This is a genomic window from Candidatus Binatia bacterium (genome assembly GCA_035631035.1).
In the GTDB taxonomy this organism is placed as follows: Bacteria; Eisenbacteria; RBG-16-71-46; order SZUA-252; family SZUA-252; genus DASQJL01.
The window spans coordinates 1-24,190 of the sequence record DASQJL010000005.1; the positions used below are offsets into that span (position 1 = coordinate 1).

Consider the following 24,190-nt stretch of genomic DNA (forward strand, 5'->3'; position numbering starts at 1 on the left):
GCACAGCGGCGGGATCGTGCTCGTGCCGGACGAGCTCTCGAACCACGTGCCGGTCGAGATCGCGCCCAAGGGCGTCCCGATCGTGCAGTGGGAGAAGGACCAGACCGAGGACTTCGGCCTGGTGAAGATGGACCTCCTGGGGAACCGGTCGCTCGCCGTGATCCGGGATGCCCTCGCGGCGGTGGAGCGGAACACCGGCCTGAAGATCGATGAGCGCGCGTGGAACCCGATCGACGATCCGGCGACGCAGCGGCTGATGGCCGAAGGAGAAACGATCGGCGTCTTCTACGCCGAGTCCCCCTCGATGCGGCAGCTCCAGCGTAAGGCGGCGCGCGGCGACTTCGATCACCTCGTCATCCACTCCTCGATGATCCGCCCCGCCGCGAACTCCTACATCAACGAGTACCTGCGCCGATTGCACGGCGGCGCCTACGAGCCGCTCCACCCGGCGCTGACCCACACGCTGGACGAGACCTACGGAATCATGTGCTACCAGGAGGATGTGACCAAGGTGTGCATGGAGCTGGCGGGGCTTCCGCTCGCGCAGGCCGAGCAGATCCGGAAAGCGCTCGGCCACAAGCGCCCGGCGAAGCCTCTGCGGGCGCACATGGCCGACTTCTACGCCGGCGCCGCCTCCCGCGGCGTCGCGCGCGAGGTGATCGACAAGGTCTGGGACATGATCCTCTCCTTCGTGGGCTACTCCTTCTGCAAGCCGCACAGCGCCTCCTACGCCATGGTCTCCTTCCGTTCGGGGTGGCTCCGGGCGCACCACCCGGCCGAGTTCATCGCGGCCGTGATCTCGAACCAGGGCGGCTACTACGACGCGTTCGCCTACGTGTCGGAGGCGCGGCGGATGGGCCTTCGCGTGCTGCCGGTGGACGTGAACGCGAGCCTGCGGGAATACACGGGTCGCGCGCACGAAGTGCGCGTCGGGCTCATGCAGGTGAAAGGGCTCCACGCCGAGGCGACCCGCGCGCTGCTGGAGACGCGCGAGGGGGGCGGCGCGTTCGCATCCTTCGACGACCTCCGCCGCCGGGCGCGGCTGCACGTCGCGGATCTGGAGCGGGTGGTCAAGTCGGGGGCCTGCGACTCGATCGCCGCGGGGCGGACGCGCGCGGAGCTATTGTGGGAGGTCTACCTGGAGGACGCCGCCTCGCTCGCGGCCACCGGCACCGACGACCTCTTTGCGCCTGCCGCCCCGGCCGTCCCGCGCGCGGACCCCTATGATCGCGCGACGATGCTCCGCCACGAGATCGAGACGCTCGGATTCCTCGTGAGCGCGCATCCGCTGGAGCCCTACGAGCGGGCCATGCGCGGGCGCGGCATCGTCGCCGGCAAGGACCTCGACCGGCACGTCGGTCGCCGCGTGAAGCTCCTCGGCTGGCACGTCACGTCCAAGCTGGTCCACGACAAGCACGAGCGGCTGATGGAGTTCGTCGGCTTCGAGGACACGACCGCGCTCTACGACGCCACCTTCTTCCCCAAGGTCTACGAGCGCGTCTGCCACCTGCTCGCGGGCAACCAGCCGTTCCTGATCACCGGCCAGGTGCAGCAGGAGTACGGCGTCACGTCGGTGGTGGTGGAGGATCTGCGTCGCCTGTGACGCATTAGCGTTCGGCTTGGCCCGGCGGCTTGGTTCGCGCTATTCTTAGCGGCCTCAAAACCGCGTTCAAGGGGGAGGGCCGCCATGCCGACAGAGACACCGACGCAATCCGCTTGGTCCGCCGTCGACACCTATCTCAGCGGAGTTCTCCTGCCGGACGATCCGGCGCTCGAAGAAGCCGTCCGCTCCAGCGAACGCGCTGGGCTCCCGGCCATCCAGGTTTCGCCGCTCCAAGGGAAGATGCTCCACCTGCTCGCGCTGATGCGGGGCGCCCGGTCGATCCTCGAGATCGGCACGCTCGGCGGCTACAGCACGATCTGGATGGCCAAGGCCCTCCGTCCGGGAGGCCGCCTGATCACCTTGGAGATCGATCCGAAGCACGCCGAGGTCGCGCGCGCGAATCTCCTGCGCGCCGGGCTCGAGCGCCTGGTGGACGTGCGCGTCGGCCGCGCGCTCGATACCCTGCCGCGGCTGGTCGAAGAGGGCGCGGGGCCGTTCGACCTCGTCTTCATCGACGCCGACAAGCCGAGCGGGACGGACTACTTCCAGTGGTCCCTCAAGCTCTCGCGGGTGGGCACCATCATCGTCGTCGACAACGTGGTCCGCGACGGCGAGGTGGCGGATGCGTCGAGCACCGACGCGAGCGTGGTCGGATCACGGCGCGTGCTCGAGGCGATGGCCGCCGAACCGCGCGTCAGCGCCACGGCGATCCAGACGGTCGGCGTGAAGGGCTATGACGGCTTCGCGATGGCGCTGGTGATTCAGTGAGCAGCACCGCCGGGCCGCAATCCGCGGAACGGCGCGCTCTGGCTGCCGAACCTGGGAACCCCTTCGAGTCCCTGCGGCAGATCTACGCCGGATACTGTCTGTCCCGAGGGCTCCACGTGATCGCGGATCTCGGCGTCGCGGATGCGCTGGGGGAGACCCCTCGCTCGGCCTCCGAGCTGGCCGGCTCGGTCGGAGCGAATCCGGACGCTCTCGACCGCCTGCTCCGGCTTCTCTCCGCCCACGGAATCTTCGAATCGGAACACGGCAAGTATCGCCACTCGCCCGGGTCCCGTCTCCTGCGCTCCGACCATCCCCAGTCCGCGCGGCCGCTCGCGCGCATGTTCGGCCTTTCGTTGAACTGGACGGCGTACGGCTCGATGGAACATGCCATCCGAACGGGGCGGCCCGCGCTCGAGACGACGTTGCCGGGCGGGTTCTGGAAGCACTTCGCCGCGCACCCCGACGAAAGCGCGGTCTTCAACGCGGCGATGGCCGCGAAGGCGCGGGCTCAGGTGCCGGCGATCGTTTCGTCCTACGATTTCTCGAAGTCCGAACGCATCGGGGACATCGGCGGAGGGCGCGGGCATCTTCTCCAGGCCGTGCTTCAATCCTCGCCGCGCGCCAAGGGGGTCCTCTTCGACCTGCCGCACGTGATCGCCGACGTCGCCGACATCGCGTCGGACCGCCTCGCGCTTCACGGAGGCGATTTCTTCAAGGATCCGCTCCCCGAGTGCGACACCTATCTCGTCATGGAGATCATTCACGACTGGCCGGATTCGGAGTCGTCCCAGATCCTCTCGGCGATTCGACGCTCCGCCCCGGCAGGCGCTACGCTTCTCCTCCTGGAGGAGATCATTCCGGACGACCCCGGGCCGCACTGGTCGAAGGTCCTGGACATCCACATGCTCACCCTGCTCGGGGGACGGCAGCGAACCCTCAAGGAATACGAGGCGCTCCTTCGCGCGGCCGGCTTCGCGCTCCGCCGCGAGATCGACACGGGCGCAGGGATTTCGATCCTCGAGTCCCAGGCGGTCTAGAAGCACCTCCCCAACGATCCGGCTTGCGGAACCATGACGCCCGGGTGCAGCGGCCTGGGCGTTTTCGTTATCGGAGGAAGACCACCCGCTTCGACGCGCTCTCGCCCTGCTGAGTCAGCCGGAGGAAATAGACGCCCGAGGCCAGGCGGCGCCCGCCGCCCAATCGGTATTGCTCGACCCGCGGGGCGCCTCCCGCGATCTCCTGACGCTCCACCAGCCGCCCGCGCGCGTCGAACAGCTCCAAGGTGGCAGGAGCGGTATGCGGCAGCTGCGCCTCGGCCTCGAGCTCTCCCCGCGCCGGGTTCGCAGGCACTGCCCGTACCCGCAGCGAGGGGAACGGGACCGTCACGGTCACCTCGCCGAAGGTTGTCCGGGCGCCCGCGACGAGGAGCGAGAGGCGGTAATGGTTGGTCATCCCGGGCCGCACCTGTGTATCCGTGAATCCCACGATTCCAAGCGCCGCCCGCAACATGCCGATCGGGCTCCATCCCAGCCGGTCCTCCCGTTCGACCGTGAGATCCAGCGGACTCTTAGCGGCCACGATCCACTGCAGGCGCATACCGTCGGGCCGCGGCACGGGACAGAGCACACGCACGGCCGTGATCGAGGGTCCGATATCGGTCACGCGGGCGGCGCGGACGACGTTCTCGGCGCCGCCGATCGGATTCACCCACGCCGCGATCTCCGGGCCGGTGAACGCTGCCAGGAACGGGCTCCTGCTGAACCCCTGGTCGGAGCCCAGGGGAATCCCTCCCGCCGGCCACGCGATCGCGAGATGCCCATCCGCGAGCACGTGCTGCAGGGACGCGAACCGGCCTCCGTTCCCTTGGCGATTGTCCCAGGCGATGAAGGCACCCCCGCCGCCGTCCGAGATCCCGCACGGCTTGGTGGATCCGGCAAGATCGCCGAGCAGCAGTCCATCGGGTGGCCAGCTGGGCGTGATGCCTCCGCGTTCCACACGCTGGGCCAAGATGCGATCGGGTGCGTCCGGCCCCGTCGCCCAGGCGGCGATGGCGCCGCCGGAAACCCAGAACGAGGAGATCTGGCCCCCGGCGGGGAGCGGGCTCAATCGGACGCCGTGGTCGGGCCAGCCGACGGCCGTCGCTCCGTCGAAACCAATCCGCTGGGCGTACACGCCGTCGGTGGTGTCCCGGGGGACGGCCATCTGCGACCAGACACAATAGACGCCGCCGGAGTCATCGGATACCAACGACCCGCCGACGACCGGGTAGGGCGCGACCGCGAGGCCCCCGGCGAGCCAACCCGGGACCGTGCCTCCGCTGTAGCTGAGGTGGTAGAGCGAGAGACTCGTCGAGACGAAACCGCCCCCCTGACCGTCCGGGGCGAGGCCACTGCACCTTCCCGCGAGGGATATGCCGCCCGCGGGCCAGCCGATCGACCGCCGGCCGTCCGCGTCCAGGTGCATCACGCGCGTTCCGCCGGCCTCGCTCCACGCGGCGAACACACCGCCGAACGTGTCATGGGCGAGCGCGATCGGCTCGAAGGCGCAGGGACCCGTGCACAGGGGCGTCCCTCCCGAGCTCCAGCCCGGTACCCTCCCGCCGAAGGAGAGGCGCGTCAGGTAGACGCCGAAGACGCTCCCGGAATCGGGCGGAGGGCTGCGATCGTCCAGCCAAGCGACGTAGGTGCCGCCTTGATCGTCGGAGATCGCCGTGGTCGCGTAGCGGGCCCACCCCCCGTCGCAGACGGGGATTCCTTCCGCGGGCCACGAGGGCTCCAGGCTCCCGTCGTACCTCACCCGCCGCACGAATCCGTTCGCCAACCGGGAACCGCGGTCCTCCCAGACGATGTACGCGCCGCCGTTGAGATCGGACGCGGCTCCGACCGTCTCCAGAGCGGGCCCCGACGCCACGGGCACGCCTCCGGGCGCCCATTGGGCCATGGCCGGTCCGGGCGTGCCGAAGAGGCCGATCAGGAAGAGGCCGATCAGGTTGATCGCAATGCGAACGGGTCGGACGTAGGAAGGCACGCGCGCTCCTTGCAGCAGGGGGGAACGCGCCCAGTCTACCAGTCCCTCCGGAGCCGGACCATGCGCCCTCCGGCTACCTCCTCCACAGCCGCTCCCACCAGTTCAGCGCCTCTTCACCCGAGGACCAGTCGTCGCGCACGCCCATCCGGCGGCGGACCGACGCCTCGTCGGTGCCGGTCAGCTTCGCGTAATTCTCTGCCTCCGACCTCCGCCGTTCCCAGACCGACTTGAGATAGGCATTCCGCTGGTCGCACTCCTCGTTTCCCGGATAGGGGTGATGGATCACGTACCTCGCCTGCCAGTTCTGGCGGTCGCCGGTCTCGTGGAAGAGGAGATCCTCGGGGAAGTGCTGGGCGTCGTAGCGCACGTGCAGGCGCGTCAGGAAGACGTCGTTCATGGGATATCCCTGGGTCGCGATCCAGTAGGCGCCCAGGCCGCGCAGCTCGTCGGGCGTCAGGTTGGGTCCGGTGCAGGGATCGCAGGTGGCGCGGACCGGCGAGACCGCCCAGGCGTATTCGAGATAGAGCGCGTCCTCCCCCTCGTGACGCCGCTCGTTCGAGAAGAGAAGGGGATAGAACGCGGCGAAATCCCCCTTCACGAACTCCGGAACGTCCACGTCCGTGGGAACGCGAACCGTGCGGTAGTTGGTCGACTCGACCCGGCCGCGACGCGTCAGGGTGAACACGAACATTTCTTGAGGCCCTTCCGCGTTCACCATGCCGAGCCGGATCGGGAGCATGAATTTCGGTGACTCGTAGGCGACCTGGATGGGGCGCAGGTACTGGTAGCCCAGCCGACGCTGCTCGCGCACGTCGACCTTGGCCACGAAGAAGTACATCCCCTGCTTGATGTAGGAGGAGAGCACGTCGTCCGCGCCCGGCGGCATCGTGTATCCCTGCGCGCGAAGCCACCGCCCGAGCGCGCGCCCCTCGTCGGCGGAGAGGATCAGGATGTCGTACTCATCGACTTTGTATTGCGCGCGGATCGCTACCTTCATGCTTCCGCGGACCTCCGCGATCCCCAACCTCACGTCGGCGCCTCCCCCGCGAAAATGAAGGGCGCCCCCCTGACTGATGGCGGGGTCGGGGCACGGATTGGGGTCGGTGTACTCCACCAGCCGCGGCACCGAGAAGTCGTCCAGGTGCGTGACGGCGAGGGAATCGCCGACATGCACCTGGCTCTTCTCCAGCACCACCGGAACCGGCACGACGACGGCGAACTGCTCGGGATCGCCGCGGAAGTCGCTCGACATGGTGAGCACGGTGCGGTTTCCGTCGCGGGCGAGCACCACCTTGGAGGCGCGGTTGTAGAGGCGCATGTCGCCGGTCGCGACGTAGAAGCCGCAGAACGCGACGGCCGGACGCGGGGTCAGGGCCAGCGCCAGCGCGGTCATCAGGAGTGCGAGCAGGGGAACGAAGAGCGGGATCGCGCCGGGCGACGAATTCCTGTCTCGACGGGGGCGGGGGACCGTCCGGAGCATCGGTCGGACGAAGATCATGGCGTGGGCTCCTGCCGGCTCGGTCGGGGGTGAGGACCGGTGCTCTTGGGGGCTCTTGGGGGGACCTGCGCGGCGCGCGGAGAGGAGGGAGGAGCGCGCCGCGCCGCCACGGCGCGCTCCGGGTCGGCGCGCCGGCCGGTCTCGCGGCTCCGGCCGGGCGCCAGGTTCGAGCTAGATCACTTCTTCCACATCCAGTCCCACCACTTCCTCCGCTCTCCCTTCGCGGGCCCAGGCGCATTCCCCGGTGCCGCGCTCCACGCGGCGTCGCCACCCATCTGCTGGCGGATCCGGCGCATGCTCCATCCGGTCAGGTCGGCCAGCGTCTCCGCCTCCTTGGCCCGCCGCTCGCGCACCTGCCCGCGGTAGGCGTCCATCGCCTCGCACTCGCCCTGCCCGCGGAACGGATGCCGGATGACGAACCGGCCCTGGAAGTTGGTCTTGTCGCCCGTCTCCTGGAAGACGAGGTCCTCGGGGAAGTGCGCCGCGTCGTAGCGGACGTGCAGCCGCGTCACGAACACCTCCTGGGGATTGCCCGGCGTGGGCATGAACTGCGGCGCGATGCCCGGTCCGCCCCGTCGTCCCGGCGGCACGATCCCGGTGTTGATCCAGAACACCCCCAGCCCGGCCAGCTCCTCGCGCGACATCGGGTCGGCCGCGCAGGGGTCGCACCACGCCATGTCCCACGCGTACTCGAGGAAGACCGCGTCGCCGCCGGCCCGCTCGTGCTGCTCGGCGAACATGTCCTTGTAGAAGCGGGGGAAGTCCTCCTTCACGAACTCCGGGATCTCGGCGTCGGAGGGAAGCTTGATCGTGCGGTAGTTGGTCGTCTCCACGCGGCCGTTTCGCGTGAGCGCGTAGACGAACAGCTCTTGCGGCCCGTCGGCGTTCACCATGCCCAGCCGGAGCGGGAGCATGAACTTGGGGGAGTCGAACGCCATCTGGAGGGGACGAAGGTAGGAGTAGCCGAGCTTCGCCTGCTCCTCGAGGTTGACGCGGGCGACGAAGAACTTCATCCCCTGGCGGAGGTAGCTCGCGAGCACGCGCGAGGCTCCGGCCGGGACGCGATAGTCGTGGATCCGCAGCCAGGTCTCGAGGCCGCCGCTCTCCTTGGCGGAAAGAATGAGAATGTCGTACTCGCCGACCGTGTAGCGGGCCTCGACGTGCACGCCGAGCGAGCGGTCGCGCCTGGCGTCGGATTCGACCCTACCGCTGGCCATCGGAGCGGCATTCCGCAGCGCCGACATCTTCTGCATCGCATAGACCTGACAGGGATCGGGATCGAAGTACTCCACCAGGCGCGGCGCCGTGTAGGCGTCCAGGTGGTCCACCGCCTTGGGGTCGCCGACGTGGATCTGCCCCTTCTCCAGCACCGTCGGCACCGGCACGACCAGCGCGAACTCCTCGGGCTCGCCCTTGAAGTCGCTCGCCATCGTGAGCACGGTGTGGTCCTCGTCGCGGACCATCACCACCTTCGAGGCCTTGTTGAACAGCTTGGCGTCGCCGCGCGCGACATAGAACCCGCAGAAGCTATGCGCGGCCGGCGCCGAGAGCAGGCTCGCCGACGCGATCGCCAGCGCGCACGTCCATCGGTTCACGAACGTCTCCTTTCCAGAGGGGGCCGACCACGGGACGCTTCCATTCGTACTTGGGGCCGGGGAGCAGGCGGTCGATCAGCGGCACCGCCGGTGCGAGAGCGGCCAGGGCCCAGAGGGGGCCGTTGGGCCGGAAGAGCATGAAGGCCACGAGGCCGGCGCCCACGGCGACCAGCGACGCGAAGAGGATCCGGCCCGCGCGCGTGTTCGGCGTGGTCTTGGGATCGGAGATCATGTGAAACGCGAAGATCATGAGCGCGCCGCTCGTCATGCGGTGCGCCGCGATCCGGAGCGGCTCGCCGACCCACATCGAGCGGCCGAAGAGGACGGCCGCGTAGGCGGCGAGGAAGGCCACGGTCGTGTCGCTGCGGGCGGAGCGGTTTACGACGAAGGCACCGGCCATGGCCATGGCGTAGGCCAGGGTGGGCCCGCTGCCCCACTGGCCGGGCGAGACCCAGGCCCGGTCGAAGGCGATCATCATGACGACGAGGGCGATGTTGGTCGGATTCCAGATGTGCTTGCCGTTCCACCGCACCAGGAACTTGCTCCCGATGGCGATCGCGGCGCAGAGCGCCGCCAGGCGCCAGTCGTTCGCGCGGAAGAGGAAGCAGAGCCCGAGGCCCGAGATCAAGGCGCTCTTCCACTCGAAGGAAGGGGTCCGGAACAGGCGGGTGAACAGGAGCTGCATGGCCAGGGCCGTTCCGATCGTCGCCGCGATCTGGATCGGCGGCGTGTCGAAGTGGAGCCGGAGGAGCCCATACGTCAGAAGCCCGCCCAGGCAGCAGATCTGCCACCACCGGGGGTCGAAGCGCCGGGTCATGAAGGCGGGCGGCGTCGCACTTCCTGGGGCGTGGAGGCTGGATCCAGCCGGGATTTCGGATCGGAGATGCGCTCGGAGGAGGCTCATCGTACCCCCGTCTACGCCCGTCGGGAGCGCTCCATTCCGGGCGGAAACAACAAACCGGCCCCTCGCGCGTGGCGGGGGGCCGGGGGACGATTGACTAGAACGATATGCGGGACTCCCTGTACGTCAAGCCCTGCCGAGGAGAAATACGCAGAATGGCGAACAATTTCTGACCAGGTACCAAGGTACCGTTGGGTTTTCTCCGTCAGTCCAATAGGTTGGCGTTGCTTCTTGGACGATACATGCGGTAACAGGGAGAGCGAGTCGTAGGCGTCGCCGCGGTAGAACCCTACCTGGAGGCTTTGCATGAGACGTGTCCCCTGGCACCTCCTGTTCGTGACCGGAGCGGCGGTCGTGCTGGCCTCCGCTCCTGCCGCCGCGCCGGCGAAGACCGATCCCGCGCCGGTGCAGCAAGCCCAAGCCTCCTCATCCGACCAGGCCGCCGTGGCGGGACATGCGACGTACGTCGGCATGGAGGCCTGCAAGGACTGCCACGAAGACCAGTTCAAGAGCTGGGAGCACAATCCGCATCACGGCTCCCAGAACGACTCGAATCCGACCGGCAAGAAGGAGGTCGAGTGCGAGTCGTGTCATGGACCCGGCTCGCTGCACGTCGAGGCCGGCGGCGACAAGGACAACCCCGGATTTCACACGATCCGCAACCTCAAGACGATGAAGCCCGACGCGTCGTCGGAGGTCTGCGCGACCTGCCATCGCACGGCGGAGCAGTTCCACTGGAAGAGCAGCACCCATGCGCGGAACCGTGTGGCCTGCGTCGACTGCCACGCCGTCCACAGCTCCAAGGATCCCGGCGGCCAGAATCTGCTGCAGGCGACCGGCACGAGCGAGCTCTGCCTGCGTTGCCACACCGACAAGCGGAGCCAGGTCGCGCACGTTTCGCACATGCCCGTGCCGGAAGGCGGCATCACCTGCGCCGACTGCCACAATCCGCACGGCTCGCCCGGGCCGCACATGATCCGGGGCGCCTCGAACAACGAGCTGTGCGAGAGCTGCCACATGGACAAGCGCGGACCCTTCCTCTGGGAGCACCCGCCCGTCCGTGAGGACTGCCTGAACTGCCACGAGCCGCATGGCTCGAACAACGACAAGATGCTCGTGACCAAGCGTCCCTTCCTCTGCCAGCGCTGCCACATCGCGACGCGGCATCCGAGCACGCTGTACGACCTGCCCGATCTGACGGCTTCCAACCGGACCCGCATCGTCGATCGCGGGTGCGTGAACTGCCACACGCAGATCCATGGGTCCAATCATCCGTCCGGCGAAACACTACTGAGATAGGGAGGGGTCATGAAACGGCTTCGGCAGATCCAGTGGGCCCTCCCGGCGATGATCGTGCTCTCCATCGCGGCCGCGGCCCCGGCCTTCGCGGCCGACGGGGAAGTGACGTTGGGCACGCAGTGGTACAACCAGACGACCCGCGAGCCCAAGTGGTTCGACGAATACCGTGACATCACGAACGGCCCGATGATCGAGTCGTTCGTCATTCTCGACAAGATCGACGGCGGTCGCTACGCGCTGGTCGGCACCAACGTGCTCCACCACGACCAGTCCACGTCGCTGACCTACCGGCGTCCGCGTTTCACCGTCGGCGTGATGTACAAGGAGATCCCGCACAACCTGAGCTGGAACACGAGGACGCCGTACTCGCGCCTGGGGCCCGGCGTCTACGCGCTGCCCGACGCGGTCCAGCGGAGAATCCAGTCCGACTCGGCGAGCACGCCGGCGCGGACGGCCGATCTCCAGTCCCTTCTGGCCAGCGCGAACACGGAGCCGCTGGGGTTCCGAACCGACGTCACCAAGGCGATCATCCGGGGACGAATCGGAAGCGGCCTCCAGCTCGACGTCCGGGGCAGCCGCCGCATGCGCCAGGGCGATAAGGCCTACTCGATCACCCTCGGCGGGTTCAGCAACGTCGTGGAGATCCCGGAGGACATCGACCAGCAGATCGTCACCGGCGAAGCCAAGCTCTCCTACGCGAAGAAGCGCCTCGTCCTCGAGGCTTCCGGCGGCCTGGAGGGCTTCATCAACGAGGTGGACGCCCTGATCGTCGACAACCCGCGCATCGCGGCCGACTCCACGATCGGCTCCTCGCGCGGGCGGCTCGACCTCTATCCGGACAACCGCACCGTTCGCGGCTCGCTCCGCGCCGGGCTCGAGCTGCCGCACCACTCGGTGCTGAATGCCTTCGCCGGCATCAGCGAGACGAAGCAGGACGACCGGTTCCTTCCGTACACGATCAACAGCGCCCTCCCCGTGTTCGCGCTGCCCGCGCCGGATGCGCACGCGAAGGCGGTCACGGTCACGCAGGACTATCGGCTCCATACGTCGCCGTCGCGCTTCTTCAACAGCACGCTGCGGTTCCGGCGGAGCGACTACGAGAACAAGACGGCGTTCCACACCTTCCCGGCCGAGATCCTCTACGACCAATCGGTCGTGGTGGGAGACATCGCGAACGAGCGGTTCGAATACGCCCGCAGCACGGGCGGCTTCGACCTGGACATCACGCCGGTCTCGCGCCTGGTCCTGGGCGGCACGGCGGAATACAACTGGCGCACGCGGTCGATCCGCGAGGTCACCAAGGACAAGGAGCTCGCGTTCGAAGGGCGCGTGAACTATCACCCGAGCGTCAGGGGGCTGGTCCTCGAGGGACGGTTCCGGCACGGAGACCGCCAGCTGAATCACACCCCGATCGCGGAGCTGGCCGACGAAGGGGAGCAGCGGAATCTCCGCCGGTTCGATGTCGGCGACCGACTTCAAGATTGGGGACGGGCTCGGGTCGGCTTCCAGCCGAGCGGCCGGTCCGACATCTCGGCCTATTACGAGTACATCCGAAACAAGTACGAAGACCGCCGTCTGGATGGGATCGGCGCGATCGCCTTCCCGATCGACACCATCGGGCAGCTGGGACTGCTGGACGAAACGCGGCGCAACGTGGGCGCCAATCTTTCCTACGAGCTCACCAAGCAGATCAACCTTCGCGGGGGCGTCGGGTACTCGAAGCTGTACACGAACCAGCGCTCCCGCACGTCGGGCAGCGCCACCTTGGCGGTGGTTGCCGATTCCACCTGGCAGGCGCGGATCGTGGACCGGTTCGTGTTCGGGAACGCGGCCGTGGAATGGCGGCCGAAGGCGGACCGTCTTTCCTTCGGGGCGACCTGGGAGCTGGAGCGCACGCCGACGAGCTACGATCTCAGCTCGATCGGGCTTCGGCCTCCCGCCCAGGATCTGCCGAGCACGGAATACCGCCGCATGGGGGCGGGTGTGGAGGGCTGGTACCAGCTGGAGAAGGGAACGACCTCGCTGGGCCTCCGCTGGAATTGGGAGGAGTTCCACGTGCGGGACTTCCAGGCGTCCGTCATCCCGTTGCTCTACCCGGCCGTGAACCCGACCATCTTGTTCATGGCCGACAATTTCCGGGACTATCGCGCCCACGTTCTGAGCGTGGTCGTGCGACGAACCTTCTGATCCTGTCGTAACAGCGCTTCGGTTCGACCGGGGCGCGGCGGGGGGGTTCCTCCCCGCCGCGCCCTTTCGCATGACTCCCGCGGTCAGCCCCCGCGTATTCCCACGTAGATCGCTGCACGATCCTTGCACGACCGCCCGCGGCGTCCGCGGGCCGCGCCCGCGGCTTCAGTCGCGGGACCGTCCTGTCGCCTCGAGGGGCGCGGCGGGCCGGTCCTGCAGCCCCGGCAGACGGGGTCCCTAGATCGTTGAAAGTGGGATGGTTCGGGAGGAGCGCGCATTGCTGCCATCCGAGGTCGTTCCCCGTTCCCGCGATACTCGCCGCGAGGTGCACCGCCCCTGGGGGCGAGGTCGTTCCCCTCGCGAGTCCTTACGAAATTTCAAAGAGTCGCAACGGTTGCCACGCTCCGAGCGGCGCCGCGAGCCCCGCGCCCGGGCCGCCCTCGGCTGCGCCCTTCTTCTGTGTCTCGGCGCGGCTCACCCGGGCGCGGCGGCCGCGGCGAGGACCGCAGCGGCTCCGCGCGCCCCCAGGACCCCGCCGCCGTCCGGCGCGCAGTGGCCGATGGCCGCCAAGAACTGGCAGAACACCCGCTTCAGCGAATTGAACCAGATCACCCCCGCGAACGCGGGGCGGCTTCGGCTGGCCTGGACCTTCTCCACCGGCGTGAAGAAGGGGCAGGAAGCGGCCCCGATCGTGGTGGGGAACACGATGTACGTCGTGACTCCCTATCCGAACATCCTCTACGCGCTCGACCTCACGAAGGCCGGCACCCCCGGCGTCCTCAAGTGGAAGTACGTCCCGCCCACGGTCCCCGCCGCGCAGGGAGTCGCCTGCTGCGACGTCGTGAACCGCGGCGCGGTGTACGCGGACGGGAGAGTGATCATCAACACGCTGGACGGCCAGACGATCGCGGTGGACGCGGCGAGCGGCCGCGAGCTCTGGAAGAACCGCGTCGCGAACATCCATACCGGCGAGACGATCACGATGGCGCCGTTCGTCGTTCGCGACAAGGTGTTCGTCGGCAACAGCGGCGGCGAGCTGGGCGTGCGCGGCTGGATCAAGGCGCTCGCCGTCTCCAGCGGGCGCCTCCTCTGGACCGCCTACAGCACCGGCCCCGATTCCGCCGTCAAGATCGGCCCGCGCTTCCGCGCGTTCTACCCCTCGGAGAAAGGGAAGGACCTGGGCGTGCACACGTGGCCCCCCGGCCAGTGGGAGATCGGCGGCGGGAACGTCTGGGGATGGGTCTCGTACGACCCCGACCTGAACCTGATCTATCACGGCACCGGCAATCCGGGCGTCTGGAATCCCGATCTCCGCCCGGGTGACAACAAGTGGACGTGCGGCGTCTTCGCGCGCGACCCCGACACGGGCGAAGCGCGGTGGTTCTACCAGTGGAGCCCGCACGATCTCTTCGACCACGACGGCGTGAACGAGAACGTCGTGGTGGACCTTCCCCTCGGCCGCTCGGTCCGGAAGGTCCTGCTGAGCGCCCAGCGCGACGGCTATCTGTACGTGCTCGACCGGGCGAGCGGCCAGGTGCTTTCGGCCACCCCCTTCGTGCGCGTCACCGCCTACAAGGGCGTGGACTTGAAGTCGGGCCGCATCCAGCCGAACGAAGCGAAGGAGACGCACACCGGGGTCGTCGTGCGGGACATCGCTCCCGCCTCTCCCGGCGGCAAGGACTGGCAGCCGACGGCCTGGTCGCCGCGCACGCGCCTCCTCTATATCCCGCATCAGACCCTCTCCATGGATTACGAGGGCACCGACGCCAACTACATCGAAGGGACGCCCTACGTCGGGGCCGACGTGAAGATGTATCCCGATCCGGTGCGGCCCGGCGACGGGAGCCGCGGCGCGTTCACCGCCTGGGACCCGGTTCACGCCAAGCCGGTCTGGGAGATCAAGGAGCGGTTTCCGGTCTGGTCCGGCACGGTGGTGACGGCCGGGGACGTCGCCTTCTACGGCACGATGGACGGCTGGTTCAAGGCCGTGGACGCGCGGACGGGCCGGGTTCTCTGGAGGCACAAGACCGACTCGGGGATCATCGGTCAGCCGGTCACCTACCTGGGCCCCGATGGAAAGCAGTACGTCGCGGTGCTCGCAGGCGTGGGCGGATGGAGCGGCGCGATCGTCTCGGGCCCGATCGACCCGCGCGATCGCGGCGCGGCGCTCGGGTTCGTGAACGCGATGACCGACCTGCCGAAGGCCACTCCCGCTGGGGACAAGCTCTATGTCTTCGCACTCCCCTGAGAGTCCCATCCAGCGGATCGGCGGAGCGCTCCTGCTTCTCGTCGTGCTGCTCGCCCTCCTGGTCGCGGGGGTGATTTCCTTCCCGCGCGAGAAGCGCGACCTGCCGCGGCCGTCCACGGCCGTGGCGCCCCAGGGCCCACGCGGAGGCGCGCTCCACGCAGGGCCTTCAACCGACAGCGTGCGGGTGGCCACGGCCGGCCGGCCGGGCGAGTATCGCGAGACCGCGCAGGCGGTCTCCGAAGGGCAGCAGCTCTTCCACGCCTACAACTGCTCCGGCTGCCACTCGGACGGCGGCGGCGGCATGGGCGCCATTCTGATGGACCGGCGCTGGTACTACGGGCACGAGCCGGGGCAGATCTTCGACACCATCGTGCAGGGGCGGCAGAACGGGATGCCGTCGTTCGCCGGACGGATCCCCGCCTACCAGGTCTGGGAGCTGGTGGCCTACGTGCGCAGCCTGAGCGGCCTGGTCTCGCCGGACGCCGCCAGTGGCAGGGACGACCACATGGAAGTCGCTCCGCCTCCGAACTCCCTGCGGATGCGCGCGCCGCTCCTCGTGCGCCCGCTGCCCCCGAACGACAGCGCGAGCGTGAAGGGCACGACGGCGCCGGGCGGCGCCACGCGGCGCGAGACCGCCGCCGCGAAAGGCGCGCCGTGATCCGCGTCCTCCCCGGTCCGCAATCCGCGCTCGATCCCGCCGGCATCCAGGCGCTCCGGATCGAGCATCTCTGGTGGCTCTTCTTCGGCATCGCCGCCGTCGTCTACGCGATCGTCATGGCGGTCATGCTCGTCGCCGCCATCCGCCGCCGGAACGCCCCCCTCCCGGCCCGCGCCGAAGAGGCTCCCGACCGCGAGCGGCGACTGCTCCGGATCGTCGCCGGCGCGGTCGGCGTCACGGTCGTGCTGCTCCTCGTGATGCTCGTGGGGGACTTCACGACGCGACGGGCGCTCCGCTCGCTCGAGCCCTCCGATCCGCTCGAGATCCAGGTCACGGGCCACCAGTGGTGGTGGGAGTTCCGGTACCAGGACGCCATCCCGAGCAACATCGTGACGACCGCGACCGAGCTCCACCTTCCCGCGGGGCGCGCGGTCGAGCTGGTGCTGCGCTCCGCCGACGTGATCCACAGCTTCTGGGCGCCGAACCTGGCCGGAAAGAAGGATCTTTTTCCCGGGCGCCTCACGCGCCTCTTCGTGCGCGCCGACCGGGTCGGGAGCTACACCGGGCAGTGCGCCGAGTTCTGCGGGAACCAGCACGCCAGCATGCGCTTTCACGTGGTCGTCGATCCGCCGGAGCGCTTTCAGCAGTGGCTCGCGGCGCAGCGCGCTCCGGCCGCGGCTCCAGTCACCGCGGAGCAGCGGCGCGGGGAGGCGGTCTTCCTCGGGACGACCTGCGCCATGTGCCATTCGGTCCAGGGCACGCCGGCGAGGAGCCACGTGGGCCCCGACCTGACGCACGTGGCCAGCCGGCAGTGGATCGCCTCGGGCTTCCTGCCGAACACCAGGGACCATCTCGCCGGCTGGATCGCCGATCCGCAGCGGATCCGGCCCGGCGTCCGAATGCCGCCGAATCCGCTTCCGCCTCGAGATGTACAGGCGCTGGTGGAATATCTGGAGAGTCTCCGATGAGCGCGGACCAGCGCCCCCCCGCACATCGCGACCGCGCGCGCGAAGTCGCCGAGGTCGCCGCCCTCGAGCACACCTGGGATCGACCGCGCGGATTCTGGGGCTGGATGATCTCGACCGATCACAAGGAGATCGGGCTCCGCTTCATCGGGACCTCGTTCGTCTTCTTCGCGCTCTCCGGGCTGCTCGCCGCGCTGATGCGGCTGCAGCTGGCGCGTCCCGAGAGCACGTTCCTGAGCCCCGACCGCTACAACCAGTTCTTCACCACGCACGGCACCGGGATGATGTTCCTCTTCGCCGTGCCCGTGATGGAGGGGATGGCGCTCTATCTCGTCCCCCTGATGATCGGCACGCGGAACGTCACCTTCCCGCGCCTCCTCAACTTCTCCTACTGGACCTTCCTGTTCGCGGGTCTCATGCTCTTCGCGGGCCTTTTCTTCAACATGGGTCCCGACGCCGGATGGTTCGCCTACGTGCCGCTCTCCGGCCCCGCGTTCGGGCCCGGCCATCGCGTCGACCTCTGGGCCCAGATGATCACCCTGGTCGAGACCTCGTCGATCGCGGGCGCGGTCGAGATCGTCACGACCGTGTTCAAGCAGCGCGCCCCGGGCATGACGCTGGACCGCATCCCGCTCTTCGTCTGGGCGCAGGTCGTGACCTCGTTCATGGTGCTGTTCGCCATGCCCTCGGTCCAGCTCGCGACGTCGCTCCTCGGTTTCGACCGACAGACCCACATCACGACGCAGTTCTTCAACCCCGCCGAGGGGGGCGACCCGCTCCTCTGGCAGCACCTGTTCTGGTTCTTCGGCCATCCCGAGGTCTACATCATCTTCCTGCCGGCAAACGGCTTCATCTCGGCGATGCTGCCGGCGTTCACGCGGCGGAGCGTCTTCGGCTATCCCGCGCTCGTGCTCTCCAACATCGCGACCGGCTTCCTGGGGTTCGGCGTCTGGGCGCACCACATGTTCGCCACGCCGCTTCCCGAGCTGGGGCAGGGGCTGTTCACCGCGGCTTCGCTCATGATCACGATCCCGACCGCGGTCAGCATCTTCTGCTGGCTCGCGACGATCGCCACCGGCCGGGTCCGGCTGCGGCTCCCCATGCTCTTCATCCTCTCCTTCTTCGCCGTCTTCGTGATCGGCGGGCTGACCGGGGTGATGCTGGGGTCGGTGGCCATCGACTCGCAGGTGCACGACACCTTCTTCGTCGTGGCGCACCTGCACTACGTCCTGATCGGGGGCTCGGTCTTTCCCCTGATCGGAGCGATCTTCTACTGGTTCCCCAAGTGGAGCGGCCGCATGCCCGCCGAGCGCTTCGGGATCCTCGGCCTCGCGCTTCTCTTCATCGGCTTCAACGCGACCTTCTTCCCGATGCACCAGCTCGGGCTGGAGGGGATGACCCGGCGCGTCTACACCTACCTCCCCGAGACGGGATGGGGCCCGCTGAATCTCGTCGCGACGATCGGGTCCTGGGTGCTCGCGCTCGGAATCCTGCTCCTTCTCGTGAATCTACTCTGGAGCCGGAAGAACGGCCGGGCCGCCGGCGAGAACCCCTGGGAGTCGGACACGCTGGAGTGGGCGACCCCGTCGCCGCCGCCCCGCTACAACTTCCGGAACCCCCCGACGGTGAAGAGCCGCGACCCGCTCTGGTTGGATCCGCCGGGAACGCCGGTCGTCACGGGGTTGAGCACCGAGGCGCGCGAGGTGCTGATCACGACCGCGCACGACGCGCTGCCGCACCACCGGCTGCACCTGGCCGGAGAGTCCCCCTGGCCGTTCGTGACCGCGGCGCTCGCGGCCGTGCTCCAGATCTGGGTGATCTTCCGCCCCTTCGCCTACCTGGTCTGCCTCCCGGTCATCGGACTCGCGCTGGCGTTCTGGTTCTGGCCCAGCCACGGCCCGGAGCCGCTCGTGATGCCCAAGGGTCCCCAGCGCGAGTCCGGAGCGCCGGGGCTTTCCACCTGAGAGGAGACGCGATGCCCTCCGAACCGACCCTCGACGTCTCGAACCTTCCCGCCTCCTCGCTGGACGACGAGACCCCGCTCTGGTGGGGGAACGTGATCGCGATGGCGGTGGAGACGACGATCCTCTCGCTCCTGCTCATGTGCTACTTCTACCTTCGAAAGAACTTCCATCTCTGGCCGCCGCCCTACGTGGACTCGCTCCGCCCGATGCTGCGCCCCTCGCCGAAGCTTCTCCTCGCCACGATCAACACCGTGCTGCTCGTGGCCAGCTGCTGGCCCATGGCCCGCGCCGACCGGGAGGCGCGCCGCTTCGCCAGCCTGTCGCCCCAGAGCCATCCGCCGAGCGAGCGCGAGCGCTGGGAGCGCGAGTCGGACGCGGCGCGGGGACGAGTGCAGGCTTCGCTCACGGGAGGCCTCGTGGTGGTGGCCGTGATGATCGCCGTCTCCCTCGTGCTCCGGTGGTTCGGCTTTCGCGCCCTCTACTTCGATTGGAACGACAACGCCTACGCGTCGGTCGTCTGGTCCTTGCTCGTGCTCCACCTGATCTACCTGCTCTTCTCGTTCGTGGAGGTGGCCCTGCTGGCCGGGTGGATCGCCGGCATGGGGCTCAAGGAGAAGATGGCGGAGGATCTCACCCTGGTGGCCGGCTTCTGGTACTGGACCGTCGCGGCGTGGATCGTGATCTACGCCGTGGTGTTCTGGTCGCCCCGGCTGATGCCATGAACGGCGCGCCCGCGACCCTGTATGGAGACGGCCCGCCGCCCACTCCCGGCGCGCCCGACCGGCTGCCAAGTCTCTGGTTCGGCGTCCTCGCCGGACCGGTGGCGTGGGCGATCCAGCTCCCGCTGGTCTACGCGCTCGCGGTCTGGAGCTGCGACCACGTCGGCATGGCCACGCTTCACGTGGTCTCGATCCTCTGCTTCGCCGCGGCGCTGGCGGGCGGATTCTCGGCGCGGCGGAACCTGCGCCTCGTGCGCGATCCCGCCGGCGCGAGCGCGGAGACCCGCCGGATCATGGCGCTCCTGGGGCTCATGACCTCGTCGCTCTTTGGGCTGGTCGTGCTCGCGAGCTGGTTTGCCGTGTTCCTCCTCTCGCCATGTCCGGCCTGACGATGCGCCGCGCGCTGTTGGTCGCCGCGCTGTCCGGGGCTGTTCTCGTCGCGGCGATTGCGCGGCCGTTGCCGGCGGGCGCCCATCCCGACCATGAGTACGGTGTCGCCGCGCCTTCCGCGCCCGGCGCGCCGGCTGGGCGCGACGTGCCGCGGAACTGGCACGAGCTGGCCCGCGCCTGGGAATTCGATCCCGGAGTCGTCCTCCCGCTGCTGCTCTCGGGCGCGCTCTACCTGGGCGGCGTCTGGGGGGGACGCGGTCTCCGGCGCGGCGTTCGCAGGCGCGAGGTCGCCTGCTTCGCGGGCGGGTGGCTCACGCTGGTGATCGCGCTGGTCTCGCCGCTCCATCCCTGGGGGGAGGCGCTCTTCTCGGCGCACATGACGCAGCACGAGCTCCTCATGCTGGTCGCGGCACCCCTGCTCGTCCTGGGAAGCCCCCTCGCACCCACGCTGCGCGCGCTGCCCCGCTCGTGGACGCACGCCCTGGCCCGCGCGAGCCGCGCCGGCGCCTGGACGCGGATCGTCCAGACCCTCCGCAACCCCGTCATCGCGTGGGCGGTGCACGGCACGGTGCTCTGGGCCTGGCACGCTCCGGCGCTCTTCGACGCCGCGGTCGAGAACGAGACCGTGCACGCCCTCCAGCATCTCTCCTTCCTGGGTTCGGCGGTCCTCTTCTGGTGGGCGCTCCTCCATGGGCGCGGGCGGGCGATGGCCTACGGCGCCGCCGTTCTCTACCTCTTCACCACCGCGATGTACAGCGGGCTCTTGGGGGCGCTCCTCACCTTCTCGGAATCGCCCTGGTATCCGGCGTACGCCGCGACGGCGCGCTACTGGGGCGTCTCGGCTGTGGAGGACCAGCAGCTCGGCGGGCTCATCATGTGGGTCCCCGCATGCTCGCTCTATCTCGTGGTCGCGCTCGCACTCTTCGCGCGCTGGATGCGCGTCTCGAGCGCCGGCGCGCGCCGCTCGGAGGAACGTGCCGCCGTGGGGGAACCGTGACACCTGCCGGCAGGAACCAGCGGGTCACGACCCTCGCGGCGGCCGCGCTGGCCGCGTTAGCCCTCTCGTGCGGCGGCGGGGAGCCCGCGCACTGGATCTGCGTCAGCAACGAGCGCTCCGGCACGGTCACCGTGATCGACGGCGCGACGCGCGCGGCGGTGGCCACGATCCGGCTCGGAAAGCGCCCGCGCGGAATCCACGCGAGCCCCGACGGGCGGACCCTGTACGTCGCGCTCAGCGGATCGCCCATCGCCGGCCCTCCCGGGTCCACGCCGGAGCCGCTCCCTCCGCCCGACCGTTCCGCCGACGGGATCGGCGTCGTGGATCTCCGCTCGCTCGTCCTCTCCCGAACGCTGCACGCCGGCGTCGATCCGGAGCAGTTCGCCGTCTCGCCCGACGGCTCGACGCTCTACGTGGCCAACGAGGACGCGGCCACGCTCAGCCTGGTCCGGACGGCCGACGGCGCCGTGGAACGCGTGATCCCGATGGGGGACGAGCCGGAAGGGGTCGGCGTGGCGCCGGGCGGCCGCGAGGTGATCGCCACCTGCGAGAGCTTCGGCGACGTGTTCGTCCTCGATCCGGCAGGGATCCCGCTCGCGCGCCTGGTCGTGCCCGGCCGGCCGCGCTCCGTGGCGTTCCTGCCCGACGGCTCCCGCGCGTTCATCCCCGCCGAGACGAACGGCACCCTGACGCGCGTGGACCTTCGCCGCCGCGCCGCCGACACCACGTTCGCGCTTCCCCAGGGATCGCGGCCGATGGGCACCGTGATGGCGCCCGACGGAACGACCCTCTACGTCACGAATGGGCGCGCCGGCACCGTCTCGGCCCTGGACGCGGCCACGCTCCGGCTTCGCGGCAACGTGCGGGTGGGCCCGAGGCCGTGGGGCGCCGGCCTGTCGCCGGGAGGCCGCTGGCTCTACGTGGCGAACGGGCCGTCCAACGACGTCTCGGTCGTGGACACCCGCGCGCTCAAGGAAGCCGCCCGCATCCCGGCGGGGCAGGGGCCCTGGGGGATCGCCGTGGTGCCGTCCCCCCGCTAGACCGGCCCGCCGTAGCCGAGCCACCCCCGTTTTGCTACCTTCGGGGGACTCCGTCTTCACGGCTCCGCTTCCGCTTCGAAGGGGGTTTCCCGATGACGCTTCGCTCGGCGCGGCCGGCGCCCCGCGCCGCTCTGGCCGCTGTGGCGTTCCTGATCGCGGCGCTCGGCGCGGCCGCGCCGCAACCGTCCCGCGCCAGCCAGACCCTGAGCACCTTCTCCATCGTCGCGTGCGACACGCTGACGCAGGAGCTGGGCGTGGCCGTGCAGTCCAAGTACTTCAGCGTGGGCGCGACCGTCCCCTGGGCCGAGGCCGGTGTCGGCGCGGTCGCCACGCAGGCGAACGTGAATCCCTCGCTCGGCCCCCAGGCGCTCGCCCTCCTGCGCTCCGGGCTCTCCGCCCCCGAGGTGATGCGCGCCCTGGCCGCCGCGGACACCGCCTGGGACGGACGTCAGTTCGGGATCGTGGACGCGAAGGGACGCGTGGCCAACTGGACCGGGAAGCGCTGCCTCGACTGGGCCGGGGGCGAGACCGGCATCGCGTTCGCCTGCCAGGGGAACATCCTCGCGGGCCCGGCCGTCGTGGAGGGGATGGCGCGCGCCTTCCGCGAGACGCGTGGCGAGCTGGCCGAGCGGCTCCTGGCCGCTCTCGAAGCGGCGCAGGCGGCGGGTGGCGACAAGCGGGGGCAGCAGTCGGCCGCGCTCATCGTCGTTCGCCCCAGCGCGACCCACCCCGAGTACCGGGAGCGCTACATCGATCTTCGCGTCGAGGACCACAAGACGCCGATCAAGGAGCTGCGCCGCGTCTGGCAGATTCACCAGGGGTTCCACCTGGCGAACGCGCACCTGACCTACGCGACCGAATTCGAAGCCGCCGGCAAGCCGGAGCTGGCCAAGCTGGAGCGCGACCGCGTGGGGGAGACGCTGCAGCGCGCGCTGACGCGCGGGGAGAACGATCCTTCCGTGTTGAACGGGCTGGCCTGGGCGTGCGCGTCGAACGCCATCTTCCTCGAGGACGCGCGCAAGGCGGCCGAGCGGGCCGTCCGAGCGGACCCGCGGAACGTGGACATCCTGGACACGCTGGCCGAGGTCTACTTCCGCCTGGGCGAGAACGCCAAGGCGATCGAGACCGAATCGCGGGCCGCGCACATCGATCCCAAGAGCCAGTACCTGAAAGACCAGATCGCGCGCTTCAAGGGGGAGGGCAAGTGAGCGTTCCGGACGGGGGGCTCGGGCGACGAGCACTCCCGGCCGCGGCCGCGCTCCTTCTGTTCGCCGCCCTGCTGCCCGCGCCAGCGCGCGCCACTTTCTCCATCGTCGCCTTCGACTCGACCACGCAGGAGCTGGGCGTCGCCGTCCAGTCGCGCGCCTTCAGCGTGGGGATGGCGGTGCCGTGGGCCGAGGCGGGCGTCGGGGCGATCGCGACGCAGGCCACCACGAACGAATCGTTCGGTCCCAAGGGACTGGCGCTCCTGCGCGGTGCTCCGGGTCGCGCGGGCCGCCCCGCGCGCCGGCTGTCCGCGGTCGAGGCGCTGCGCACGCTCCTCGCCGCCGATTCGGGGGCGTCGCACCGGCAGGTCGGGATCGTGGACGCCAAGGGGCGGAGCGCCGCGCACACGGGGAAGGACTGCAACCCGTGGGCGGGGAGCCGCACCGGCCCCGGCTACTCGATCCAGGGGAACATCCTCGCCGGCGAGGCGGTGGTCGCCGACATGGAGCGCGCCTACCTCACGACGAAGGGAGAGCTGTCCCAGCGCCTGCTCGCCGCGCTCCAGGCGGGTCAGGCCGCGGGGGGCGACAAGCGCGGACAGCAGTCGGCCGCGATCCTGGTCGTCCGCCCCAGCGACGAGTTCCCCGAGTACCGCGAGCGCTACGTGGATCTTCGCGTCGAGGACGCGAAGGAACCGATCCGGGAGCTGGTGCGCGTTTTCGGCATCCTCGAGGCGCAGCGGCTGGCCGAGGCGCACCTTCGCTTCGCCGAGATGTACGACAAGAAAGGGAAGAAGGACCTGGCCCGGATCGAGCGCGAGCGCGTGGGCGAAGCGCTCCAGCGCGCCCTGGACCGCGGCGAGAACGACGCCTCGAACCTGAACGGGCTCGCCTGGACCTGCGCCACCAACGGCGTCTATCTGGATCAGGCGCTCCAGGCGGCCCAGAGAGCCGTCGATCTGGAGCCGAAGAACACGGGCATCCTCGATACCCTGGCCGAGGTGCATTTCCGGATGGGACACGCCGACAAGGCGGTGGAAGTGGAGTCGCGCGCCCTCGCGGTGGAGCCGGGAAACAACTACCTGACCGATCAGCTGCGCCGTTTCCAGTCCGGGCAGAAATAGGA

At 69.5% G+C, this 24,190-nt stretch carries 19 protein-coding genes; 15 read left to right on the top strand and 4 right to left on the bottom strand.

Features of this window, described 5'->3' with window-relative positions; translation table 11 throughout:
• From VE326_00470 to VE326_00480, 3 genes are all read left to right on the top strand, one after another.
• Window positions 1-1,603, top strand: a 1,603-nt coding sequence (locus VE326_00470; GenBank protein HYJ31673.1) for a DNA polymerase III subunit alpha, incomplete at its 5' end; no start/stop codon positions are given.
• 84 nt (window positions 1,604-1,687) lie between these two features.
• Window positions 1,688-2,371, top strand: coding sequence for an O-methyltransferase (locus VE326_00475; protein ID HYJ31674.1), 684 nt, complete (start codon window positions 1,688-1,690; stop codon window positions 2,369-2,371).
• The gene (locus VE326_00480; GenBank protein HYJ31675.1) at window positions 2,368-3,408 is read left to right on the top strand and encodes a methyltransferase; all 1,041 of its coding nucleotides are present in this window, start codon (window positions 2,368-2,370) and stop codon (window positions 3,406-3,408) included. The genes VE326_00475 and VE326_00480 overlap by 4 nt, the downstream gene beginning before the upstream one ends.
• A gap of 67 nt (window positions 3,409-3,475) precedes the next feature.
• Here VE326_00480 and VE326_00485 read toward each other — a convergent pair whose 3' ends face one another.
• The 4 genes from VE326_00485 to VE326_00500 all read right to left on the bottom strand — a co-directional run bounded on the left by VE326_00485 (window position 3,476) and on the right by VE326_00500 (window position 9,308).
• Window positions 3,476-5,398 (bottom strand): T9SS type A sorting domain-containing protein, encoded by a 1,923-nt coding sequence (locus tag VE326_00485; GenBank protein ID HYJ31676.1) that lies wholly within the window; start codon window positions 5,396-5,398, stop codon window positions 3,476-3,478.
• Window positions 5,399-5,471: 73 nt separating this feature from the next.
• Window positions 5,472-6,896, bottom strand: a complete 1,425-nt coding sequence (locus VE326_00490) for a DUF2330 domain-containing protein (protein ID HYJ31677.1) — start codon at window positions 6,894-6,896, stop codon at window positions 5,472-5,474.
• Between the two features lie 176 nt (window positions 6,897-7,072).
• Window positions 7,073-8,491, bottom strand: a complete 1,419-nt coding sequence (locus VE326_00495; protein ID HYJ31678.1) for a DUF2330 domain-containing protein — start codon at window positions 8,489-8,491, stop codon at window positions 7,073-7,075.
• Window positions 8,424-9,308: an RnfABCDGE type electron transport complex subunit D gene (locus VE326_00500; GenBank protein ID HYJ31679.1), complete on the bottom strand. Its 885-nt coding sequence runs from the start codon at window positions 9,306-9,308 to the stop codon at window positions 8,424-8,426. Before VE326_00500 ends, VE326_00495 begins: the two co-directional genes overlap by 68 nt.
• A 390-nt stretch (window positions 9,309-9,698) precedes the next feature.
• Here VE326_00500 and VE326_00505 point away from each other — a divergent pair, with 390 nt between their 5' ends.
• The 12 genes from VE326_00505 to VE326_00560 all read left to right on the top strand — a co-directional run bounded on the left by VE326_00505 (window position 9,699) and on the right by VE326_00560 (window position 24,188).
• Window positions 9,699-10,691 (top strand): DmsE family decaheme c-type cytochrome, encoded by a 993-nt coding sequence (locus VE326_00505; GenBank protein HYJ31680.1) that lies wholly within the window; start codon window positions 9,699-9,701, stop codon window positions 10,689-10,691.
• 9 nt (window positions 10,692-10,700) lie between these two features.
• A complete protein-coding gene (locus tag VE326_00510) occupies window positions 10,701-12,878 on the top strand; it encodes an MtrB/PioB family outer membrane beta-barrel protein (GenBank protein HYJ31681.1) in 2,178 nt (725 codons plus the stop codon).
• A gap of 457 nt (window positions 12,879-13,335) precedes the next feature.
• On the top strand, window positions 13,336-15,126 hold the full coding sequence (locus VE326_00515; GenBank protein ID HYJ31682.1) for a PQQ-dependent dehydrogenase, methanol/ethanol family: 1,791 nt from the start codon (window positions 13,336-13,338) through the stop codon (window positions 15,124-15,126).
• Window positions 15,107-15,784 (top strand): c-type cytochrome, encoded by a 678-nt coding sequence (locus tag VE326_00520; protein ID HYJ31683.1) that lies wholly within the window; start codon window positions 15,107-15,109, stop codon window positions 15,782-15,784. Before VE326_00515 ends, VE326_00520 begins: the two co-directional genes overlap by 20 nt.
• Window positions 15,781-16,752: a cytochrome c oxidase subunit II gene (gene coxB / locus VE326_00525; GenBank protein ID HYJ31684.1), complete on the top strand. Its 972-nt coding sequence runs from the start codon at window positions 15,781-15,783 to the stop codon at window positions 16,750-16,752. Before VE326_00520 ends, coxB begins: the two co-directional genes overlap by 4 nt.
• Window positions 16,749-18,713, top strand: a complete 1,965-nt coding sequence (gene ctaD / locus VE326_00530; protein HYJ31685.1) for a cytochrome c oxidase subunit I — start codon at window positions 16,749-16,751, stop codon at window positions 18,711-18,713. The genes coxB and ctaD overlap by 4 nt, the downstream gene beginning before the upstream one ends.
• Before the next feature lie 11 nt (window positions 18,714-18,724).
• Window positions 18,725-19,435 (top strand): hypothetical protein, encoded by a 711-nt coding sequence (locus tag VE326_00535; GenBank protein HYJ31686.1) that lies wholly within the window; start codon window positions 18,725-18,727, stop codon window positions 19,433-19,435.
• Entirely contained in the window at window positions 19,432-19,821 is a 390-nt protein-coding gene (locus tag VE326_00540) for a hypothetical protein (GenBank protein ID HYJ31687.1), read from the top strand. Before VE326_00535 ends, VE326_00540 begins: the two co-directional genes overlap by 4 nt.
• Complete coding sequence (locus VE326_00545) at window positions 19,809-20,819, top strand: cytochrome c oxidase assembly protein (GenBank protein ID HYJ31688.1); 1,011 nt, start codon at window positions 19,809-19,811, stop codon at window positions 20,817-20,819. The genes VE326_00540 and VE326_00545 overlap by 13 nt, the downstream gene beginning before the upstream one ends.
• Window positions 20,816-21,859: a beta-propeller fold lactonase family protein gene (locus VE326_00550; GenBank protein HYJ31689.1), complete on the top strand. Its 1,044-nt coding sequence runs from the start codon at window positions 20,816-20,818 to the stop codon at window positions 21,857-21,859. The genes VE326_00545 and VE326_00550 overlap by 4 nt, the downstream gene beginning before the upstream one ends.
• 92 nt (window positions 21,860-21,951) lie before the next feature.
• A complete protein-coding gene (locus VE326_00555) occupies window positions 21,952-23,067 on the top strand; it encodes a DUF1028 domain-containing protein (protein HYJ31690.1) in 1,116 nt (371 codons plus the stop codon).
• Complete coding sequence (locus tag VE326_00560) at window positions 23,064-24,188, top strand: DUF1028 domain-containing protein (protein ID HYJ31691.1); 1,125 nt, start codon at window positions 23,064-23,066, stop codon at window positions 24,186-24,188. Before VE326_00555 ends, VE326_00560 begins: the two co-directional genes overlap by 4 nt.
• The last annotated feature ends 2 nt before the right edge of the window (window positions 24,189-24,190 follow it).

Excerpts from the sequence above, each read along its gene's own strand:
- VE326_00520 (HYJ31683.1), top strand. The coding sequence starts at position 15,107 with ATGTCTTCGCACTCCCCTGAGAGTCCCATCCAGCGGATCGGCGGAGCG.
- VE326_00540 (HYJ31687.1), top strand. The coding sequence starts at position 19,432 with ATGAACGGCGCGCCCGCGACCCTGTATGGAGACGGCCCGCCGCCCACT.
- VE326_00490 (HYJ31677.1), bottom strand. The coding sequence starts at position 6,896 with ATGATCTTCGTCCGACCGATGCTCCGGACGGTCCCCCGCCCCCGTCGA.
- VE326_00510 (HYJ31681.1), top strand. The coding sequence starts at position 10,701 with ATGAAACGGCTTCGGCAGATCCAGTGGGCCCTCCCGGCGATGATCGTG.
- VE326_00505 (HYJ31680.1), top strand. The coding sequence starts at position 9,699 with ATGAGACGTGTCCCCTGGCACCTCCTGTTCGTGACCGGAGCGGCGGTC.
- VE326_00555 (HYJ31690.1), top strand. The coding sequence starts at position 21,952 with ATGACGCTTCGCTCGGCGCGGCCGGCGCCCCGCGCCGCTCTGGCCGCT.
- VE326_00475 (HYJ31674.1), top strand. The coding sequence starts at position 1,688 with ATGCCGACAGAGACACCGACGCAATCCGCTTGGTCCGCCGTCGACACC.
- VE326_00545 (HYJ31688.1), top strand. The coding sequence starts at position 19,809 with ATGTCCGGCCTGACGATGCGCCGCGCGCTGTTGGTCGCCGCGCTGTCC.
- VE326_00500 (HYJ31679.1), bottom strand. The coding sequence starts at position 9,308 with ATGACCCGGCGCTTCGACCCCCGGTGGTGGCAGATCTGCTGCCTGGGC.
- ctaD (HYJ31685.1), top strand. The coding sequence starts at position 16,749 with ATGAGCGCGGACCAGCGCCCCCCCGCACATCGCGACCGCGCGCGCGAA.
- VE326_00535 (HYJ31686.1), top strand. The coding sequence starts at position 18,725 with ATGCCCTCCGAACCGACCCTCGACGTCTCGAACCTTCCCGCCTCCTCG.